General features: G+C 56.6%; 17 protein-coding genes and 1 riboswitch. Of the genes, 7 read left to right on the top strand and 10 right to left on the bottom strand.

Going from position 1 to position 19,198, the window contains the following annotated elements; translation table 11 throughout:
• Positions 1 to 125 precede the first annotated feature (125 nt).
• On the bottom strand, positions 126 to 422 hold the full coding sequence (gene ubiK / locus L6R44_RS07515; RefSeq protein WP_014071796.1) for a ubiquinone biosynthesis accessory factor UbiK: 297 nt from the start codon (positions 420 to 422) through the stop codon (positions 126 to 128).
• A 119-nt stretch (positions 423 to 541) separates the two neighbouring features.
• Positions 542 to 692, top strand: a riboswitch (FMN riboswitch).
• 106 nt (positions 693 to 798) lie between these two features.
• On the opposite strand from ubiK, the gene ribB reads away from it, so the two are divergent.
• A complete protein-coding gene (gene ribB / locus L6R44_RS07510; RefSeq protein WP_032642096.1) occupies positions 799 to 1,452 on the top strand; it encodes a 3,4-dihydroxy-2-butanone-4-phosphate synthase in 654 nt (217 codons plus the stop codon).
• A gap of 44 nt (positions 1,453 to 1,496) precedes the next feature.
• On the opposite strand, the gene L6R44_RS07505 is transcribed toward ribB, so the two are convergent.
• The 5 genes from L6R44_RS07505 to zupT form a co-directional block, all read right to left on the bottom strand.
• On the bottom strand, positions 1,497 to 2,558 hold the full coding sequence (locus L6R44_RS07505) for a type 1 fimbrial protein (protein ID WP_237423729.1): 1,062 nt from the start codon (positions 2,556 to 2,558) through the stop codon (positions 1,497 to 1,499).
• Positions 2,542 to 3,303, bottom strand: coding sequence for a fimbrial biogenesis chaperone (locus L6R44_RS07500; protein WP_032642091.1), 762 nt, complete (start codon positions 3,301 to 3,303; stop codon positions 2,542 to 2,544). The genes L6R44_RS07505 and L6R44_RS07500 overlap by 17 nt, the downstream gene beginning before the upstream one ends.
• A gap of 6 nt (positions 3,304 to 3,309) precedes the next feature.
• Complete coding sequence (locus L6R44_RS07495; RefSeq protein WP_237423739.1) at positions 3,310 to 5,748, bottom strand: fimbria/pilus outer membrane usher protein; 2,439 nt, start codon at positions 5,746 to 5,748, stop codon at positions 3,310 to 3,312.
• Positions 5,749 to 5,822: 74 nt separating this feature from the next.
• A complete protein-coding gene (locus L6R44_RS07490) occupies positions 5,823 to 6,383 on the bottom strand; it encodes a fimbrial protein (protein WP_237423728.1) in 561 nt (186 codons plus the stop codon).
• A gap of 361 nt (positions 6,384 to 6,744) precedes the next feature.
• Positions 6,745 to 7,518, bottom strand: coding sequence for a zinc transporter ZupT (gene zupT / locus L6R44_RS07485; RefSeq protein ID WP_032642085.1), 774 nt, complete (start codon positions 7,516 to 7,518; stop codon positions 6,745 to 6,747).
• 196 nt (positions 7,519 to 7,714) lie between these two features.
• Between zupT and ygiD the strand changes: the two genes are divergently transcribed.
• Positions 7,715 to 8,503 carry a 4,5-DOPA dioxygenase extradiol gene (ygiD, locus tag L6R44_RS07480; protein ID WP_237423727.1) on the top strand — a complete coding sequence of 263 codons (789 nt, stop codon included), beginning with the start codon at positions 7,715 to 7,717 and terminating at the stop codon, positions 8,501 to 8,503.
• An 82-nt stretch (positions 8,504 to 8,585) separates the two neighbouring features.
• Here ygiD and L6R44_RS07475 read toward each other — a convergent pair whose 3' ends face one another.
• From L6R44_RS07475 to tolC, 3 genes are all read right to left on the bottom strand, one after another.
• A complete protein-coding gene (locus L6R44_RS07475) occupies positions 8,586 to 9,746 on the bottom strand; it encodes a glutathionylspermidine synthase family protein (protein WP_237423726.1) in 1,161 nt (386 codons plus the stop codon).
• Positions 9,747 to 9,748: 2 nt separating this feature from the next.
• On the bottom strand, positions 9,749 to 10,417 hold the full coding sequence (locus L6R44_RS07470; RefSeq protein WP_032642078.1) for a DUF1190 family protein: 669 nt from the start codon (positions 10,415 to 10,417) through the stop codon (positions 9,749 to 9,751).
• 190 nt (positions 10,418 to 10,607) lie between these two features.
• Positions 10,608 to 12,086 (bottom strand): outer membrane channel protein TolC, encoded by a 1,479-nt coding sequence (tolC, locus tag L6R44_RS07465; RefSeq protein ID WP_237423725.1) that lies wholly within the window; start codon positions 12,084 to 12,086, stop codon positions 10,608 to 10,610.
• A gap of 204 nt (positions 12,087 to 12,290) precedes the next feature.
• Here tolC and nudF point away from each other — a divergent pair, with 204 nt between their 5' ends.
• The 5 genes from nudF to parE are packed head-to-tail and all read left to right on the top strand — an operon-like array spanning position 12,291 to position 16,699.
• Positions 12,291 to 12,923 (top strand): ADP-ribose diphosphatase, encoded by a 633-nt coding sequence (nudF, locus tag L6R44_RS07460; RefSeq protein WP_008502974.1) that lies wholly within the window; start codon positions 12,291 to 12,293, stop codon positions 12,921 to 12,923.
• Complete coding sequence (locus tag L6R44_RS07455) at positions 12,920 to 13,342, top strand: DUF1249 family protein (protein WP_003862516.1); 423 nt, start codon at positions 12,920 to 12,922, stop codon at positions 13,340 to 13,342. The genes nudF and L6R44_RS07455 overlap by 4 nt, the downstream gene beginning before the upstream one ends.
• Positions 13,343 to 13,369: 27 nt before the next feature.
• Entirely contained in the window at positions 13,370 to 14,197 is an 828-nt protein-coding gene (gene cpdA, locus L6R44_RS07450) for a 3',5'-cyclic-AMP phosphodiesterase (protein ID WP_032642074.1), read from the top strand.
• Positions 14,197 to 14,778, top strand: a complete 582-nt coding sequence (yqiA, locus tag L6R44_RS07445) for an esterase YqiA (protein WP_008502976.1) — start codon at positions 14,197 to 14,199, stop codon at positions 14,776 to 14,778. Before cpdA ends, yqiA begins: the two co-directional genes overlap by 1 nt.
• 28 nt (positions 14,779 to 14,806) lie before the next feature.
• Positions 14,807 to 16,699 (top strand): DNA topoisomerase IV subunit B, encoded by a 1,893-nt coding sequence (gene parE / locus L6R44_RS07440; protein WP_237423724.1) that lies wholly within the window; start codon positions 14,807 to 14,809, stop codon positions 16,697 to 16,699.
• Between the two features lie 83 nt (positions 16,700 to 16,782).
• Here the strand turns inward: parE and L6R44_RS07435 are convergent, their stop codons facing one another.
• Entirely contained in the window at positions 16,783 to 18,924 is a 2,142-nt protein-coding gene (locus L6R44_RS07435) for a TonB-dependent siderophore receptor (protein ID WP_237423723.1), read from the bottom strand.
• Positions 18,925 to 19,198: the final 274 nt, after the last annotated feature.

Below are 19,198 nucleotides of genomic sequence, written 5' to 3'. Positions count from 1 at the left end.
CCAAAAAAAAACCCCGGGCCGGGCCCCCGGTTTTTTTTGGGGGGGGGGGGGGGCCCCCCCGGGGCCCCCCCCCCCCCTTCCGCCCCGCCCCGGGCGCCCCCCCCACCGGGCACAACAGGCCGCACTTACTCCTGGTCGTCCACCGGTGGAATAGCCGGTGCCGGCTTCACTTCTTCCGGTGCATTACGGTTTTCCAGCTCGGTCAGACGCTGTTCCAGCAGCGCCAGCTTCTCGCGGGTGCGCAACAGCACCTGGGTCTGCACGTCAAACTCTTCGCGGCTGACTAAATCAAGGCGAACCAGCTGGGCCTGCAGCGTCTGGCGGATTTTCTTTTCGACGTCATCACCAAATTCACGAATGCCTTTTGGCATGGATTCGTGAACCTGACGCGCGATCTGCTCAATTTTCTTCGGGTCAATCATCGTGGCTTCCCTTGATAAAACGGTGTTGATGAACATTGTAGCGCGTCATGCCCGGGGTAAACAAAATTGTTTGATGCTTATGCATTGCCCAGGATAATCAATAGCGTTATAGTTATCTCGCTTATTCTCAGGGCGGGGCGAAATTCCCCACCGGCGGTAAATCAGCTTAACGCTGAAAGCCCGCGAGCGCTTTGGGTGAATTCTCAAAGGTCAGCAGATCCGGTGTAATTCCGGGGCCGACGGTTAGAGTCCGGATGGGAGAGAGTAACGATCCAGTCGGGCATGGGCCCGCTCACGTTATCTTTTTGCCGCTTATACGGCGCTCCTAAGACTGCCCTGATTCTGGTAACCATAATGTTAATGAGGTTTTTTTACCATGAATCAGACGCTACTTTCCTCTTTTGGCACTTCAACTCAACGTGTTGAACATGCACTGGATGCACTGCGCGAAGGCCGCGGTGTGATGGTGCTTGACGATGAAAATCGTGAAAACGAAGGCGACATGATTTTCGCCGCCGAAAACATGACCGTTGAACAGATGGCGCTGACCATCCGTCACGGCAGCGGCATCGTCTGCCTGTGTATTAACGAAGATCGTCGTAAGCAGCTTGAGCTGCCGATGATGGTCGAAAACAACACCAGCGCCTTCGGGACCGGTTTTACCGTAACCATTGAAGCCGCGCACGGCGTGACCACAGGCGTGTCTGCGGCTGACCGTCTGACCACCGTACGTGCTGCGATTGCTGATGATGCGAAGCCATCCGATTTGCACCGTCCAGGCCACGTCTTCCCGCTGCGTGCGCAGGCTGGCGGCGTGCTGACCCGTGGCGGCCACACCGAGGCGACGATCGACCTGGTGACGCTGGCGGGCTTCAAACCTGCTGGCGTGCTGTGTGAACTGACCAACGATGACGGCACCATGGCGCGCGCGCCGGAGTGCATCACCTTTGCGCGTTTGCACAATATGCCGGTGGTGACGATTGAAGATCTGGTGGAGTACCGCCAGGCGCACGAGCGCAAAGCCAGCTGAAACCGCTGATGTGAAAAAGCCGGGGAAACCCGGCTTTTTTGTGCCTAGTGGTAGTTGATTTTAAACAGCACTACCGTTTCGAACGGGCCGGACTGAATGGCTTTTCCCGCGTCAGGGGAGAGTTCCGCCGTATAGGTTTGTTCATAGTTCAACGTACTCCCGGTGAAATCCGCATACTCTTCGTAGTGGTTGTAGGTATAAGGCTCGGTTCCGTTGAGGATGCGTAGCTTTAATCCATTCCCAATCAACAGCGCGGTGTCGTTTTCTGACAGCGATTCCGTGGTGTAGAACGACGAGTCCATTTTAAAACCATCTGAACACTGTGCGTCCTGCACTTTGGTGGTTTTCACCGTAAAGGTGCGCTTGCGCGTCTGCTGATTCACGATGTCGCGGGCGCTGAAGGTCCCGAAATCAATCTCCTGGTTCTCAGGAAAAATGCTGAAGGTGGCACCGCAGTCGAGGACGGTAATGTTATTCAACCCGTTGATGTGGTACTTGAGGTTTTTGGCGTCGGCCATCTGGTTGACCCCGCCTTTTCCGTCAAACTGCACCACGATGTAGTCCCCCAGCGAACTTGTGTAGCCGTGCGGCGGAACGGCCTTGATGCGGACGTAAAGGCGCAGTCGGGCGATGAACGTGCGCGTGGTGTGAATATCATTGGCATTGCCTGAGCAAAGCCTGTCCTCCCACCCCATTTGCTTGATTTGCTCCGGGGTATACATGGTGATGTTGTTATTATCAAGGCACTGGCGGGTATCTACGCCGTTAGGCTGTCCCGTCGCATCATAATCCATGCCTTCATAGGTCACTCCCAGCTCGTAGTAGGGATCGGAAGCGGCCGGATAGGGGTTGACCCAGGCATAGATGTCCTCTTTTTCGAAGCTGCCCGCCACATCGTGGTTACAGGTGACCGGGATTTTAATGTCGTCGGATTCCCAGATCTTTTCCCCCACCTGTGCGTTGCTGGGGATGGCGAACGGGCTGATCGTTTTTGTCTCTTCCACCGGGCCGCCCTGGGCGCCCAGATAGCAGTCGAGCGCCAGCGCGGCTTTTAAGGGCAGTAGCGCCAGCAGCGTGGCGATCAAAACGTTAGTGAGCTTTCGCATCGCTTTTGGCCTTCGCATCCTTAAGCTGGCAGGTCGACGCGCCCTGACAGGTCGCGTCAAGCTTTCTCAGCGCGCCGTAATCGTCAATGTAGCCAATGCTGTAATAGCTACCGTGATAGCCGCCCGTGGCAACCGAAGAGGTGGCAAAAGGTGCCAGCATCAGGCTGTCAAAGCCGGGCAGCATGGTTTTACCGTTTTTGCTCAGCCACGCGAGAGTGAGGTAATAGGGCGTGGGGTTGTGGATGGTCAGCCCTGTTGCCGTTGCCGTCACCTCCATGCGCATTTCAGAACGGTCGCCTGCTTTTTTCACGATGGCCTTCGGACGCCAGAACAGCTTGATGCGGCTCTGCATGGCGACCTGCATGACGCTGCGGTCATCGTTGAGGCTGGCGCTTTTTGGCGGCACTTCGCGCAGGTTGAAGTAGAAGAGCGATTCCCGATCTTTTGGCAGCGCGCTGGTAGCCGCCTGCTTAACGATCCTGACCTGGGATGACGATCCGGGCTCAATGCGCTGGATTGGAGGAAGCGCCATAAAGTGGTTGTCCTCCTTATGGCCCTTTTCGTCTTCGATCCAGGAGAGTGCAAGATAGGGCAGCGCTTTGCTCTGGTTATCGACCTTCAGGCTGCTGGCCTTGTCGGTTTCGGGAAAAACGATGCGGGTACGATCCAGGTTGATGGCGGCCTGGGTGGTGAATGCTGTGCCGATCAACATCAGGCACAGGCTTTTCAGTGGAGTGAGTTTCATCATGATTTACTGACACGGCAGCATAAGCTGCGAAAGGTTAGTGAGGTGTGAAGGCAGCGTGAAGCGACACTGGCTGGCGTCGCCCCAGGTTACCAGGAATTGCTGCTCGGGCTGGACGGCGCCCAGCCAGATATGACCTTCGTCGGCGACGATGCCCACGTCTTTCCCGCTCTCCGCCAGCTGGACGCGCGCGCCCAGCGGTGGCGTGCCCGACGCGGTGCGCAGGATACCTGCGACGTCATTTCCCGCCCGGGTGGCGATCTGACGGTAGCCAATAGCGCCTTCCGTCCAGGTTGAGGTCATGACGCGGTTATCCACGTCAACGCCTTCGGGGAGATCGTTCAGGTTGACCTGCACGCTCGACGGTGAGTAGCTGGAGAAGGATGGCAGCACCCCGATCCCGAAAGCGTTGGTCTGGTCCCGCGACATGTTGAGCGGAATATTGCCGATGCCGTCCGTGCTGACCATGACCCGCGGCTCGTTGCCGTAGCTGCGACGGTGGAGGGCCATGCCTTTTGCCGTGCCGGTGAACGACCCATTCCAGCTGGCGCTCAGGGAGCTGTACTCATTCGCCTTGTAACTTCCTGAGACGTTGAGATCGCCCAGCGAGGAGTAGTGCTGGTAGTTTCCGCTGAACTGTGCGCCCGCGTCGGCCTGCTTGCTTTCGGTACCGGCAGAGACGCCCCAGGTGTTGTTCCGGTCGGCGGTGTCGTACCACGAGACGGTCTGGCTCAGGTTGTCGCTGTTGCGCAGGTCATAGCTGAGACGATGGTCAGGATCCAGCGGCACGCTGAGGGACAGATAGAACTGATTGTCGTCTTCGCGATCTTCATAGTGGGTTTTGCTGAACGAGACCGAAACGCCGAGGTTTTTCCAGCGGCCCAGATCGAAGTTATATCCCGCGGTCAGGCTGCCGGTATTGGACGGCGCGTCATCCCACCAGGTCTGACGGAGCAGGCTGAGGTAAAGATTGAGCGACAGTGCGGGAATGTACTGGCTGGCCGTAATGCTAAACGTCTGTTTTTCCGTCTGGCCGTCATTATTGTCGCGGTCCAGGTAGCGCGCGTAGCTCAGGAACTGCGGATCGGAGTAACGGTAGCTGGCCAGGGTGAGCTGGCTTCCCGTGGTATCAAAGCGTTTGCTGTAGTTTACGCGATAGCTGTAGCCCGTCTGAGAAGCCTTGTCCGGGAGCTGGCTGGTCGCCTGGGTCACATCGAAGGAGATAGCCCCGAGCAGCGCGAGGTTCTGCCCGATACCCGCCGCAACAGAGCGGTAGTTATCGCCGTCGGCGAGCGTGCCGCCGTACAGCGAGGTGTTGGAGAGCACTCCCCACGAAAACTCGCCGCTCATAAAGGTGCTCTCCTCAACGGCATGCGACGCGTTTTCTCGGGGTTTACCTGCGGCAAGCTTGTAGCGAACCTGACCCTTTCGCGTCAGGAAGGGGACGGACGCTGCCGAGACCTCAAACGTGCTTACGCGACCGTCTTCTTCGGTAACTTTCACGTCAAGCGTGCCCTGAACGGACTGGTTCAAATCCTGAATCACAAACGGGCCGGGCGGCACCTTGGTTTGATAAATCACGCGGTCAGAGAGGCTAACCGTGACCGTGGCGTTGGTTTGCGCAATCCCGGCGATTTGCGGCGCATAGCCGCGAAGGGACCAGGGCAGCATGCGCTCGTCGCTGATCAGCGAAGCCCCGGTATAGGTAAAGGCATCAAAGATGGCGGACTGAAAGTCCGTCTCACCCAGCGTCAACTTCGCGCCGAGCGTCGGCAGCGGACGGAACATATAGACGCGCGAGAAGCGGCCGTCATGGGTTGAACCACTGTCGGCATGCGTTTGGGTGTACTGATAATCGCTGCGCAACCGCCACGCGCCCAGGTTGGCGCCTGCCGTACCGTAGGCATTGGCATTGTCCGTGCTGCTGCCTTCCTGCGGCTGATAATGGCTGGCAAAGAGGTTGTAGTCCAGCAGCACGCCGGCCACGCCGTTGTCCCAAGTGGAGGGCGGCATCCAGTCGTTCGGACGAAATTGCAGCATAGCCTGCGGCACCGTCACGTGCAGCGTTTGAGTGGACTGCTCGAAGCGAAATTTGATATCCGGTAGTGGGGTAAAATCAACGCAGCCCTGACTGAGCGTTAACGTCTGGCGAATGTTATCCTGCAGGCCAAAAGTATCGGCCAGTTCCGCAGGAATACAAACTTCCGCTTTATTGTTGACCTCTTTCCACGTCAGTTCCCAGCCGTTTGCCAGGGGGGTGTCATTGATTGCGATAGTGACGAAATAACGCCCGGGCGTGACGGACGTTTCTTCTTTAAAGCGTGAGAGATCGATGCTTGACCGTAAATCTTTATCAATAGCATTGATATTAAATTCAGTGCCCGAGGCGGCATGCGAGAGCATGAAGGCAGCAATGATGATTATCCATTGTGATTTATTTTTCATCATTCTGTTACTCGAAGAAATAAAAAGCCGACTGGCAACCATCACCAGTCGGTCTAACGGTTCATATTTAAAACTTATTTATACTGCAGCACATAGTTGGCGTTAGCTTCAACCTGGCCCGCGGTGGCCGTGGTGCCGGTCGGAACTTCCATACGTGCTTTAAAGTGCAGCGTCTGGGTTGTTGAACCCTCCAGCAGATCCACAGATTTTGCGATACCGAGAGTGATGTTCGCTTCCGCGTTGTCCAGCAGGCGGACGCCGACGTTCTGCGCACCGTTTGCAAAGGTATTGCTCAGCAGGCTGGTATCTGTAGCGTTGGTAGCGGTGCTGGAGAAGGTCACTTCTACCTTAGTAATTGGATCCGCTGTTTCATCCTCCGGGTCTTCCAGCTGACAGTTCTCCAGGTTGATGTCTACCGCAACGGGGGTGGACTTCTTGTTCGCATTGATAACGGCGGTGGTTACTTCGCCGAGATCGACTTCTTTATCAACACTGTCTGGCGCAATGCTGCAAGGTGCGTCAATAACAACGCCCTTAAATTTAATTTTTCCGGAACCCTGATCGGCTGCAAATGCTGAACCAGAGACAATCGTAGCCATTGCAATGGCTAACAGTGCTTTTTTACCTGCATGCATGAAAATATCCTTTTCCAATGAATTCATAATCTGAATGATATATTTCAGAAAATTACCATGAGATTATATCTATGGAAAAAGCGGGAATGCGATTAGCTGTGCTTAAAAATAAATGTAGGCGACTTTAAAATATAGCCAAGGGTGAGCTTTATCGTGTGATTTTAAAGGAGAAGCTAATTTTTTGCTCATTTGTCGCGATATTTATATTGTTATAATAATATCTTATTTAAATATTGACTTTCAGAAAATAAATAGATGTAAAAATACGTAAAAAAAGCGAAGCAATATAGGCAGAAATTTCTTTTACCGAAATTATTAATTTTTGATATGTTTGCCACCGCCACGCGGTGGCAACATGATGTTAGCCGATACCCGCAGCCTGGAGCAGGACCAGGCTGAGACCCATCACCGACATTCCGCACAGTACGCCGTAGCTTGGGTTGTTGTTCGGATCGATCTCTTTTGCCAGCGGCATTAATTCATCCACGGAGAGCGCCACCATAATTCCGGCTACTGCAGCCATAATGGCTGCCATGACGACCGGCGAGACCAGGCTGCCGAGTATCAACCATGCCAGGACGCCTCCCAAAATTTCAGCCATGCCGGAAATCCCTGCCCAGAACACCGCTGTGCGTTTCGAGCCCGTGGCGGCATACACCGGTCCGGCGACGGCCAGGCCTTCAGGTATATTGTGTAAGGCGACCGCTAACGCGATGCCGAAGCCCATCTCAAGATTGCTGCTGGCCGTGACGTAGGTCGCGACCCCTTCAGGAAAATTATGCAGGCTGATGCCAAGCGTTAGCAGCACGGCGGTGCGCTTGATATTGCGCGGTATGGGCGTCACGTTTTTCTGCATTAAATCCTGCGGATGCGCGTGGGGTAGCATCCGATCGAGGCCAAAGTATCCCAGCAGGCCAAAAACAAACATGCCGTAACCCAGCAGCGGAGACATGCCTTCCGTGCCCAGCGCGGCGGGCAGCATTTCCATCAGGGAGATAAGCAGCATGATCCCGGCCGCAAAGCCCAGTGAAAAGGCCAGCACTCGGTTAGAGGGCTTTTGACCGAGCACGCCGAGGATCGCACCGATAAAGGTCGCGGCGCCCGCGAGTATGGTCAGGATCAAGGGGACTGACATGTACGGCTCCTTATGATAATGATTCTCATTAATATAAATGATTCATTTCTGGCAAAGCGAGGGGCAAACCTCGGCTTTACACATTCCTTACATTCAAATTTCCTGATGATGATCTTCACGCTTATCTGCGTTCATCTTCGTCAGATAGCGCGTAATCTGACACCATTAATTTGACACCTTCTGTAAGGATATCACCATGACTTCTTCCCGTATGCCAGCCCTGTTTTTAGGTCACGGTAGCCCTATGAACGTTCTGGAAGACAACGTCTATACCCGTGCCTGGCGTCGTCTGGGCGAGACGCTGCCGCGTCCGAAAGCGATCGTGGTGGTGTCTGCGCACTGGTTCACCCGCGGCACGGGCGTGACCGCCATGGAAGCGCCGAAAACTATTCATGATTTTGGCGGCTTCCCCCAGGCGCTGTACGACACGCACTATCCGGCTCCCGGCTCGCCTGAGCTGGCTCAGAGGCTGGTGGAGCTGCTGGCTCCCGTACCGGTTGCGCTCGATAAAGAAGCCTGGGGTTTTGACCATGGCTCGTGGGGCGTGCTCATTAAGATGTATCCTGATGCGGATATCCCGATGGTGCAGCTCAGCATCGACAGCACTAAGCCAGCCGCCTGGCATCTGGAGATGGGCCGCAAGCTGGCGACGCTGCGTGATGAAGGCATTATGCTGATTGCCAGCGGCAACGTGGTGCACAACCTGCGTACCGCACGCTGGCACGGTGAGAACACGCCGTACCCGTGGGCGACCTCTTTTAACGACTACGTTAAAGCGAATCTCACCTGGCAAGGCCCGGTTGAAGCGCATCCGCTGGTTAATTACCTGGAACACGAAGGCGGTTCGCTCTCTAACCCAACGCCGGAACACTTCCTGCCGCTGCTGTACGTGCTTGGCGCGTGGGACGGCCAGGAGCCGGTTACGATCCCGGTCGATGGTATCGAGATGGGGAGTCTGAGTATGCTGTCGGTGCAGATTGGGTAAAAACATGCCGGGTGGCGGCTTCGCCTTACCCGGCCTACATGTCGCGTGTAGGCCCGGTAAGCATAGCGCCACCGGGCAAGTCTTATTCCACAAAAATATGCGGATAGAACCGTGACAGATCCTGCGTGATCAGCGCGCGATCTTCGCGAATGCCGATCCCGGCCGGCTGGTCGTTGATGAGCCAGCTGCCAATCAGCGTATAGCTGTCGCCAAACTTCGGCAGTTGCCAGAACGCCTGGACGATCATCCCTTCTTCGCCGTACGGCCCTTCGACCGCTTCCAGCGTCTTGCCGTTTTCGATAATCGACACGTTGGCGCCTTCGCGGGAGAAGATCGGCTTAACGACGTATTTCTCCATTTGCGGATAATCGTCTTCCGCAAAGTAGGCGGGCAGCAGGTTCGGATGATTCGGGAACATCTCCCAGAGCATCGGCAGCAGGGCTTTATTGGAGATGATGCTCTTCCAGGCCGGCTCCAGCCAGCGTACGCCAGCGTCTTCCAGCTTGGTGGAGAACATTTCGCGCAGCATGTATTCCCACGGATAGAGCTTGAACAGGTTGCTGATGACCTGATCCTGCATGTCCGTAAACTGGCCTTTTTCACCCAGGCCGATGTCCTCGATATAGAGGAACTCGGTCGCCACTTCCGCTTCGGCGGCGCAGTCCTGGAGATACTGAACCGTGCCGCGGTCTTCTTCCGTATCGCGGCAGCAGGCGAGATGCAGCAGGTTAAAGCCAAACTGTTCGCGCAGCTCGGCGAAGCGCGCAATCAGCTTTTCCTGCAGGCTGTTGAACTGGTCGCTGCCTTCCGGCAGGTTTCCGGCATTGGCCTGGTCTTCCAGCCAAATCCACTGGAAGAACGCCGCTTCGTACAGCGAGGTTGGCGTATCGGCGTTGTTTTCCAGAAGCTTCGGGTCACCTTTGCCGTCCCACGCCAGATCCAGGCGAGAGTAAAGCGAAGGCTGATTCGTTTTCCACGACTGCCGGACGAAGCTCCAGGTGTGCTTCGGAATGCGGAATTTGGCCATCAGCTCGTCGCTGTCGATGACTTTCTCCACCACTTTCAGGCACATCTGGTGCAGCTCGGCCGTCACCTCTTCCAGTTTTTCAACCTGGGCGAGCGTGAGCTTGTAGTAGGCATCTTCACACCAGTACGGTTCGCCGTACATGGTGTGGAAGTTAAAACCGTACTCGGTGGCTTTTTCGCGCCAGTCCGGACGCTCGGTGATACTGACTCGTTCCATGATCAGCCGCCCATTGAGCGAGTAGAGGAGGTGCCTGATGCACTACGCTGCATGCTGGTCTGTTTCGCCACGGACTCACCAAACCCGCCGCGGGTGATGGTGCTGGTCGTCGCAGGCTTGGGCGCCATCGCCGTTTTCGGCACGGTCACGGTACGGCCTGGCGTCGCTGCGCCGTAGCCTTTACCGCTGGCATCGGTGTATTGACCGTAAGCCGGGCTGGCCGGATTTTTCGAGCTAAACAGCGGCTGCTGCTGGTAGCCCGCGCCGCCGCCCATCAGACGACCCATCATGTAGCCTGCCATTAATGGCATCCAGAAGCTGCCGCTGGACTGTGCCTGGGCCTGATTTTCAGGCGCGGTGCCGGCCTGCGCCGGTGCCTGCTGGCACTGACCTTCACCAAACTCCGCTACGCAGTCTTCGCGCGAGGCATACTTCGGCGCGGTGCGTTCCGCTTCTTTCAGCGCGCTCGTGTAGGCCGTTTTACATTCGGCCGCCTTACCGGTGGCGGCAGAGCAGTCGTCCGCATTTTGATACAGGGAAACCGTTTCGTCATTTTTCTCACAGCCTGCGAGCATAAAGACGGCGGTAACCGCCAGCGCGACAGGGGTAAGGTGACGTGCATTCCAGCTTTTGCGGAACGACGCGTGATTAATCGTTTTTGTCCGTTTCATATTTGTCTTCCAGGACCCAGTGGTAATAACGCTCAGGATAGAGGATGAGTGGTTGAAAATGAAGCGAAGAGGGGCGGGATCAGGGGGATCTTTACGTTGGCTTACGTTCGGATGTGATTCAGATGCTCCCTCTCCCTGTGGGAGAGGGCCGGGGTGAGGGCATCAAGCCGCAGTGGGCCTGATGACGCTCTTAGTTACGGAACGGATTGTTGCCTTTGCTGGCAGGCGCGGTGGTGCGCGCGGCGGCAGGCTGTGCCGCAGGGGCGCTGCCGTTAGCGTTGAAGTTATCAACCGCGGCAACCTGCTGCGGGTTCTCCGGCGCAACGCTGTCCGGAGAGGTGGAGACCGGCTTGCCCAGCGCGCTGTTCAGCATCTGCAGATCCTGCTCGTTCAGCGTACCCAGAGCCTGCTTAATGTTCAGCTGGTTAATCAGGTACTGGTAGCGCGCGCTGGAGAGCTGCTGCTTCGCGTTGTACAGCGTGGTGGTGGCGTCGAGCACGTCAACAATCGTACGCGTACCGACCGAGTAACCCGCTTCCATCGCATCCAGAGAGCTCTGTGCAGACACAACGGCCTGTTTATAGGCGTTGATGCTGCTGATTGAGGCGTTCACGTTGTTGAAGGAAGAACGTACGGTCTGCACCACGTTGCGGTGGGCGCTTTCCAGCTGCTCGCTCGCGCCAACAAAGTTGTACTGCGCCTGTTTCACCTGAGAGTTGACCTGGCCGCCCTGATACAGCGGCAGGGAGAAGCTCAGGCCCACTTTGTTCTGGCCTAAGTTGCTGTCGTCATACTGGGACGTATTGGTTTTAGAGCCGCTATAGGTGGTATCAGAGACGCCGGTAGACGCGCTCAGGCTCAGGGTTGGCAGGTGGCCGTCCTGCGCCTGGCGAATTTGCTCGCGTGCCAGATCCTGGCTCAGACGCGCCTGCAGCAAGCTCAGGTTGCGGTTTTCCGCCTCTTTCAGCAGGGCGTTAACGGCCTGCGGCTTATCCGTTTTGAAGCTGTCGACGTTCAGGGACGCCAGCTCAGGGTAATAGTTGCCGGTGACCTGACGCAGCGATTCTAAGGCGTTGTCCAGGTTGTTACGCGCGGTCACTTCGTTGGCCAGCACGGTGTCGTACTGTGAACGGGCGTTCTGCACGTCGGTGATCGCCACCAGGCCCACGTTGAAGCGCTGGGTGGTTTGATCTAACTGACGGTAAATCGCCTGTTTCTGCGCTTCGGTGTAGGAGAGCGCGTCGATGGCGCTCAGCACGTTAAAGTACGCGGTGGCCGTGTTCAGGATCAGCGTCTGCTGATCGGTCTGATAGGTCACATCCTGGATACCCGCGCTCTTTTCCTGCAGGGTCAGGGCACGCCATTTGGACATATCAAACAGCGTCTGTGTTAATTGCAGTGAGGCGCTGGTAGCATTGGAGTTTACGCCGTTAGCGTCGCGGAAACCGTTGCTGTAGGTATAATCTGCACCTAAACCTAACTGCGGCAGCAGTGGGCTACGCGCTTCGTTAATCTTTTCAAACGCAGCATCACGATCGGCCGCTGATTTACGTAAATCAGGGTTGCCCAGACGTGCCTGCTGGTAGACCTGTAACAGGTTTTCCGCCTGGCTCATTGCGCTGAAGCCCGTCAGGCTCAGGCCGATAAGGATGGGGAGCAATTTCTTCATTTGCATTCCTTGTTGTGAAGCAGTATTAGCGCTGATCTAATTAAAAAATAATTGCCGATTCTAACAGAATCATCCACACCAAAAGGTTGGCGTTACGTGCCATCTGGCGGTAATTTGCACCAATCTACCATATAGCCTTACAAACGGCAGCCAAACAGCCTTGAAATTCACAATTTCATCACCATTGCTACCAGGACTCGACTCATGCAAAAACCAGAAAAGTTGCCCGTGACATTCGCCAAAAACGATGTAGAAATTATTGCACGAGAAACGCTTTATAGCGGTTTTTTTTCAATGGATCTTTACCGTTTCAGGCATCGCCTGTTTAACGGGGAAATGAGCGGCGAAATCAGACGCGAAATTTTTGAGCGCGGGCATGCTGCAGTCTTGCTACCCTTTGACCCAGTGCGTGATGAAGTTGTGCTGGTGGAGCAGATTCGCATCGCCGCGTACGACGTCAGCGAGAGCCCGTGGCTGCTGGAGATGGTGGCCGGGATGATCGAAGAAGGCGAGACGGTTGAAGACGTCGCCCGGCGCGAGGCGCTTGAAGAGGCGGGGCTGGTGGTCGGCCGCACCAAACCGGTGTTGAGCTATCTGGCAAGCCCGGGAGGCACCAGCGAACGCTTATCCATTATGGTGGGCGAAGTGGACGCCACGACCGCAGAAGGCATTCACGGTCTGGCTGATGAAAACGAAGATATTCGGGTTCATGTGGTAAGCCGGGAACAGGCTTACCAGTGGGTAGAAGAGGGGAAAATCGACAACGCAGCGTCTGTCATCGCCCTGCAATGGCTGCAGCTGCATTATCAGACATTACGAAACGAGTGGAAAAAATGAAGCGCTATACGCCTGACTTCCCAGAAATGATGCGCCTGTGCGAAACCAATTTCGCACAGTTGCGCCGCCTGCTGCCGAGAAACGACGCACCCGGCGAAACGGTAAGCTATCAGGTGAGCAACGCGCAGTATCGATTAACGATAACAGAATCAACGCGCTACACTACGCTGGTCGAAATTGAACAAACGGCGCCCAGCATTAGCTACTGGAGCCTGCCGTCAATGACGGTGCGTCTCTATCATGACGCGATGGTCGCTGAAGTGTGTTCGAGCCAGCAGATCTTTCGCTTCAAGGCGCGGTATGATTACCCGAATAAAAAGTTGCATCAACGCGACGAAAAGCATCAAATTAACCAGTTTTTAGCCGACTGGCTAAGATATTGTTTAGCACATGGAGCAATGGCGATTCCGGTTTGTTAGCGTCATAAACCTACCTAAGGACACCATTTGGAAAGCCTGTTGAACCTGACTGTTGCTGGTGGGGCGCCAGTCAGGATATTACAAATCACCGATACCCACCTTTTTGCCGAAAAGCATGAAACGCTGCTGGGGGTCAATACCTGGGAGAGTTATCAGGCGGTACTGAGCGCCATTCACGCTGAACATCGTGCATGCGATCTGATTGTCGCAACCGGCGATCTGGCGCAGGACCAATCTTCCGCGGCCTACCAGCATTTTGCTGAAGGCATCGCGAGCTTTAGCGCGCCTTGCGTCTGGCTGCCGGGCAACCACGATTTCCAGCCCGCGATGTACGGCTCTCTGCAGGATGCGGGGATTTCTCCGGCGAAATGTGTTTTTGCGGGTGAACAGTGGCAGATCCTGCTGCTGGACAGCCAGGTGTTTGGCGTTCCGCACGGTGAGTTAAGCGAGTTTCAGCTCGACTGGCTGGAGACCAAACTGGCTGCTGAACCTGAACGTCACACGCTGCTGTTGCTTCATCATCATCCTCTGCCTGCGGGCTGTAGCTGGCTCGATCAGCACAGCCTGCGCAACTCCGCGGCGCTGGATCGCGTGCTGGCGAAGTTCCCGCGGGTGAAAAACCTGCTGTGTGGGCATATCCATCAGGAACAGGATCTCGACTGGAACGGGCGCCGCATGCTGGCGACGCCGTCAACCTGCGTGCAGTTTAAGCCGCACTGCGCCAACTTTACGCTGGACACCATCGCGCCAGGCTGGCGCTGGCTGGAACTGCATGCCGACGGCACGCTGACCACGGAGGTCTGCCGTTTGACCGGTGCACAGTTCCGCCCGGACACCGCTTCAGAAGGCTATTGATGTCTACGCTCCTTTATCTGCACGGATTCAACAGCTCGCCGCGCTCCGCAAAAGCGACACAGTTTCGCCAGTGGCTGAGCGAGCATCACCCCGACGTCGAGATGATTATCCCGCAGCTGCCTCCGTACCCGGCGGAGGCCGCGGAAATGCTGGAATCTATCGTGCTTGCGCACGGCGGCGAAACGTTCGGCGTGGTCGGTTCATCGCTGGGCGGGTACTACGCCACCTGGCTCTCGCAATGCTTCATGCTGCCCGCCGTGGTGGTGAATCCGGCGGTACGGCCATTTGAGCTGCTGCGGGACTTTCTTGGCGAAAACGAGAACCCCTACACCGGCCAGCAATATGTGCTAGAGTCACGCCATATTTACGATCTCAAAGTTATGCAGGTCGACCCGCTTGAGGCGCCGGATCTCATCTGGCTGCTGCAGCAGACGGGTGATGAAGTGCTGGATTACCGCCAGGCAGTGGCGTATTACGCCTCCTGCCGCCAGACTATAGAAGAGGGCGGAAACCATGCTTTCACGGGCTTTGAGAATCATTTCACCCAGATTGTCGATTTTCTTGGACTGCACAGCCACTGACAATCAATGCGAATTGCTAGTTTAAATCATGACGCAAACCTATAACGCTGATGCCATTGAGGTCCTCACCGGGCTTGAGCCGGTTCGCCGCCGCCCGGGGATGTACACCGATACGACGCGCCCAAACCATCTGGGCCAGGAAGTTATTGATAACAGTGTGGACGAAGCGCTGGCGGGACACGCCAAACGCGTCGACGTTATCCTGCACGCCGATCAGTCGCTGGAAGTTATCGACGACGGGCGCGGCATGCCGGTGGATATCCACCCGGAAGAGGGCGTCCCGGCCGTTGAGCTGATCCTCTGTCGTCTGCACGCGGGCGGTAAGTTCTCCAACAAGAACTACCAGTTCTCCGGAGGCCTGCACGGCGTGGGCATTTCCGTGGTGAATGCCCTGTCCAAACGCGTGGAAGTGAACGTCCGTCGCGATGGTCAGATCTATAACATCGCGTTTGAAAACGGCGAGAAGGTGCAGGATCTGCAGGTTGTCGGCACGTGCGGCAAACGCAACACCGGCACCAGCGTCCACTTCTGGCCTGACGAGAGCTTCTTCGACAGCCCGCGTTTTTCCGTTTCTCGTCTGACGCACCTGCTGAAAGCGAAAGCGGTGCTGTGTCCGGGCGTGGAAATCACCTTTAAAGACCACGTTAATAACACTGAACAAAGCTGGTGCTACGCCGATGGTCTGAACGACTACCTTTGCGAAGCGGTCAACGGCCTGCCGACGCTGCCGGAAAAACCGTTCGTGGGTAACTTTAGCGGCGACACCGAAGCGGTTGACTGGGCGCTGCTGTGGCTGCCGGAAGTCGGCGAGCTGCTGACGGAAAGCTACGTTAACCTGATCCCCACCATGCTCGGCGGTACTCACGTCAACGGCCTGCGCCAGGGGCTGCTCGACGCGATGCGCGAGTTCTGTGAATACCGCAACATTCTGCCGCGCGGCGTGAAGCTGTCGGCGGAAGATATCTGGGACCGCTGCGCCTACGTGCTCTCCGTGAAGATGCAGGACCCGCAGTTTGCCGGCCAGACCAAAGAGCGCCTGTCGTCACGCCAGTGCGCGGCGTTCGTCTCCGGCGTGGTGAAAGATGCGTTTACGCTGTGGCTGAACCAGAACGTTCAGGCGGCGGAGATGCTGGCCGAAATGGCGATCTCCAGCGCCCAGCGTCGTCTGCGTGCCGCCAAGAAAGTGGTGCGTAAAAAGCTGACCAGCGGCCCCGCGCTGCCGGGCAAGCTGGCGGACTGTACCGCGCAGGATCTCAACCGTACCGAGCTGTTCCTCGTGGAAGGGGACTCGGCGGGCGGATCGGCCAAGCAGGCGCGCGATCGTGAATATCAGGCGATCATGCCGCTCAAGGGTAAGATCCTGAACACCTGGGAAGTCTCTTCTGATGAAGTGCTGGCCTCGCAGGAAGTGCACGATATCTCTGTCGCGATCGGCATCGATCCGGACAGCGACGATCTCAGCCAGCTGCGCTACGGCAAGATCTGTATCCTCGCGGATGCGGACTCCGACGGTCTGCACATCGCCACGCTGCTGTGCGCGCTGTTTGTGAAGCACTTCCGCACGCTGGTGAAAAACGGTCACGTCCACGTGGCGCTGCCGCCGCTGTACCGTATCGACCTCGGCAAAGAGGTTTACTACGCGCTGACCGAAGAAGAGAAAGCGGGCGTGCTGGAGCAGCTGAAGCGTAAGAAGGGCAAGCCTAACGTGCAGCGCTTTAAAGGGCTGGGCGAGATGAACCCGATGCAGCTGCGCGAAACGACGCTGGATCCGAATACCCGCCGTCTGGTGCAGCTGACCATCAGCGACGAAGATGAACAGCAGACCAACGCCATGATGGATATGCTCCTTGCCAAGAAACGTTCGGAAGACCGACGTAACTGGCTGCAGGAGAAGGGCGATATGGCGGATATTGAGGCCTGATGCCCTCACCCTAACCCTCTCCCACAGGGAGAGGGAATGGATCGTAGGCCCGGTAAGCGTGAGCGCCACCGGGCTTTTTTACATCAAAACTCCATCTTCACCGTAAACTGCACTTCGCGTGGGTCGCCAATCTGGTTGCCCAAATTATTGGTCGCGATAGATGACGTGTAATAGGTCTTATCAAACAGGTTCTTCACGTTGACCTGCAGCGTTACCGGATACTGCAGCTTCATCTTATACGCCGCAAACGCATCCGCCACGAAATAGCCCGGCAGATAATAATCCGCGCCGTTGGTCGCTGAGCGACGGCTCACGCCGTGCCCGCCGCCGCCCAGCGTCAGGGTATTCCCGGCAAACGCATTATGAATATCGTAGGTGAGGAACAGCGAGCCGGTATGGCGCGGCACGTTCGGCAGCGGTTTGCCCGCGTAGTCCGGGTCTTCCAGCACCTTCGCGTCGGTATAGCCGTAGCTGGCGATGATGTTGGTGTTCTCGGTCAACGATCCGGCAAGATCGACCTCCACGCCCTGAGAGCGCACGCGGCCCGCGGTTTTAGCGACGGTTTCATCGCCTACGCTCTCCGTGTACAGCACGTTGCGCTTGTGGATATCAAACAGCGCGATGTTGGCGGTAATGCCGTCGAATAGGTCAAACTTTGCGCCTATTTCATACGCGTTCGACGTTTCCGGCGGCAGGTCGCCGATGTAGCTCGCAATGGACGACTGCGGCATAAACGTCTGGGAGTAGTTGGCAAACAGCGAGACCGCCGGGGTGAGCTTATAGACCAGCCCCAGCTTTGGCGTCCACTGGTCGTCGCGGCTGTCGGTGTTCACGTTAAACGGACGGCCTTTCCCCGCGTACTGGGTGTAATACTGATAGCGCAGCCCGGCGACGGCGATCCACTTATCGGTCAGGTACAGCGCGTCCTGCGCGTAGGCGGAGTAGCTCTCCTGCTTGATGGTTTGATCGCTGTCGGATGCCGAGACGGTAGTGCACTTGCCGAGGCTGCCGTAGCTCGGGTTGTAAATATTGAAGTCCTTCACGTTCTTGCAGCGGATCATGTCCGTGCGCAGCAGATCGTAATTCTCATACGACACGCCGGTCAGGATCTCATTGTAAAAGCCCGCGATGTCCACGTTCCCCTGCAGATCCGCTCGCGTCGAGTGCATGCGCTGGGTCGACCCCTGGGTGGCATCCACGCGGCGGGTCAGGTTGCCGGTTTTTGAGTCATAGGCCATCACGCGGGCCTGATTATCGCTGTACTTGTCCTGGCTGTAGCTGTAGTCGAACTTCGCGGTCCACTGGCTGTTAAGGCGGTATTCCGCGTTAAGCTGGGCGAGATCGGACTGCCCGTCGGTGATGTTAAACGGCTCGTCAAAGCGGGTTTTGCGATCCACGTTCACCGGCTGTTTGGTGTTGAGGTCGAAGATCGTGCCGCGATCGAACGGCGTTTTATAGTCGCGATGCGAATAGAGCACGGTCACGGTGGCATCGTCGCCGAACCAGGTGAGCGACGGGGCAATAAAGGTGCTGCGCTCGTTGCCAAAATTACGCGAGTAATCCTCGTCCTGATACTCGCCCGTCAGGCGATACGCCAGTCGCGTGCCGTCAATCGGGCCGGTGACGTCAACCTGTCCGGTACCGCCGCCAAAGCTGGAGGAGGTGGCGGATATCGAGCCGCCGAAGGCCTTCTCCGGGCGCTTGGTGACGACGTTAATCAGGCCGCCCGGATCGAGAATGCCGTACAGCGTTGAGGCCGGGCCCTTCAGCACCTCCACGCGCTCGGTGGCGGCGTTAAAGCTGCGCGGCAGGACGGTGCGCAGACCGTTGGTCATGATCGAGCCGTCGCGGTTCGCGCCAAACCCGCGACGCACGAAGGCATCCTGCGTGCCGCCCAGGGTGTTGGTCTGCACCACGTTGCTAACGTTATAGAGCGCTTCATCCAGCGTGGTGGCGTGCTGATCCTCCAGCACTTTATCGCTAACGGTATTTACCACCTGCGGGATATCCAGCATCGGCATGGTGGTCAGCGTCGCGGTGGAGGTATTCAGCGGCTGATAGCCGTTGGTGGCCTCCACCGTCGTATTTGGATTGGTGGTGACGGTAAGCGTTTCGCCGTCCTTAGCGGCATTGGCGTCTGCTGCCTGCGCCAGCGGCGCCATAAACAGCAGTGAAAAGAGCGCGCGCCCTTTTACCCCAGAGAGTGAAGGTGTGAACGTAGCCATTACATCTGTTATCCCGAAATATCCCGCGAATGACGTTTCGCAGAAAAATGTGTGAGTCATTGCCCTTAATGGTCTGCTCGTTAGCCAAAATCGGCATCGAACATGTAATTGAGAATCATTCAATCATGTGCGAATGTAGTAGTAAATGGAAAAAAGAAAAAATCGGCTACAGGATTAAGTCGTGAATATAAGCGCAACGGCATGACGTTTAACTTATTAAAAATAATGCATTTTTAAGCGTTACTTTGTCCCTCTTCCTTCTGGCTTATCCCTG

The organism is Enterobacter cloacae complex sp. ECC445 (assembly GCF_021892025.1).
Lineage (GTDB): Bacteria > Pseudomonadota > Gammaproteobacteria > Enterobacterales > Enterobacteriaceae > Enterobacter > Enterobacter chengduensis.
This window is presented reverse-complemented; position numbering and strand designations above follow the sequence as displayed.

Bases quoted from the DNA above. Each gene is read 5' to 3' on its own strand.
- parE (WP_237423724.1), top strand. From the start codon at position 14,807: ATGACGCAAACCTATAACGCTGATGCCATTGAGGTCCTCACCGGGCTT.
- zupT (WP_032642085.1), bottom strand. From the start codon at position 7,518: ATGTCAGTCCCCTTGATCCTGACCATACTCGCGGGCGCCGCGACCTTT.
- L6R44_RS07505 (WP_237423729.1), bottom strand. From the start codon at position 2,558: ATGCGAAAGCTCACTAACGTTTTGATCGCCACGCTGCTGGCGCTACTG.
- ubiK (WP_014071796.1), bottom strand. From the start codon at position 422: ATGATTGACCCGAAGAAAATTGAGCAGATCGCGCGTCAGGTTCACGAA.
- ygiD (WP_237423727.1), top strand. From the start codon at position 7,715: ATGACTTCTTCCCGTATGCCAGCCCTGTTTTTAGGTCACGGTAGCCCT.
- L6R44_RS07495 (WP_237423739.1), bottom strand. From the start codon at position 5,748: ATGAAAAATAAATCACAATGGATAATCATCATTGCTGCCTTCATGCTC.
- L6R44_RS07500 (WP_032642091.1), bottom strand. From the start codon at position 3,303: ATGAAACTCACTCCACTGAAAAGCCTGTGCCTGATGTTGATCGGCACA.
- L6R44_RS07470 (WP_032642078.1), bottom strand. From the start codon at position 10,417: ATGAAACGGACAAAAACGATTAATCACGCGTCGTTCCGCAAAAGCTGG.
- yqiA (WP_008502976.1), top strand. From the start codon at position 14,197: ATGTCTACGCTCCTTTATCTGCACGGATTCAACAGCTCGCCGCGCTCC.
- L6R44_RS07475 (WP_237423726.1), bottom strand. From the start codon at position 9,746: ATGGAACGAGTCAGTATCACCGAGCGTCCGGACTGGCGCGAAAAAGCC.
- nudF (WP_008502974.1), top strand. From the start codon at position 12,291: ATGCAAAAACCAGAAAAGTTGCCCGTGACATTCGCCAAAAACGATGTA.
- L6R44_RS07455 (WP_003862516.1), top strand. From the start codon at position 12,920: ATGAAGCGCTATACGCCTGACTTCCCAGAAATGATGCGCCTGTGCGAA.
- L6R44_RS07490 (WP_237423728.1), bottom strand. From the start codon at position 6,383: ATGCATGCAGGTAAAAAAGCACTGTTAGCCATTGCAATGGCTACGATT.
- tolC (WP_237423725.1), bottom strand. From the start codon at position 12,086: ATGAAGAAATTGCTCCCCATCCTTATCGGCCTGAGCCTGACGGGCTTC.
- L6R44_RS07435 (WP_237423723.1), bottom strand. From the start codon at position 18,924: ATGGCTACGTTCACACCTTCACTCTCTGGGGTAAAAGGGCGCGCGCTC.
- ribB (WP_032642096.1), top strand. From the start codon at position 799: ATGAATCAGACGCTACTTTCCTCTTTTGGCACTTCAACTCAACGTGTT.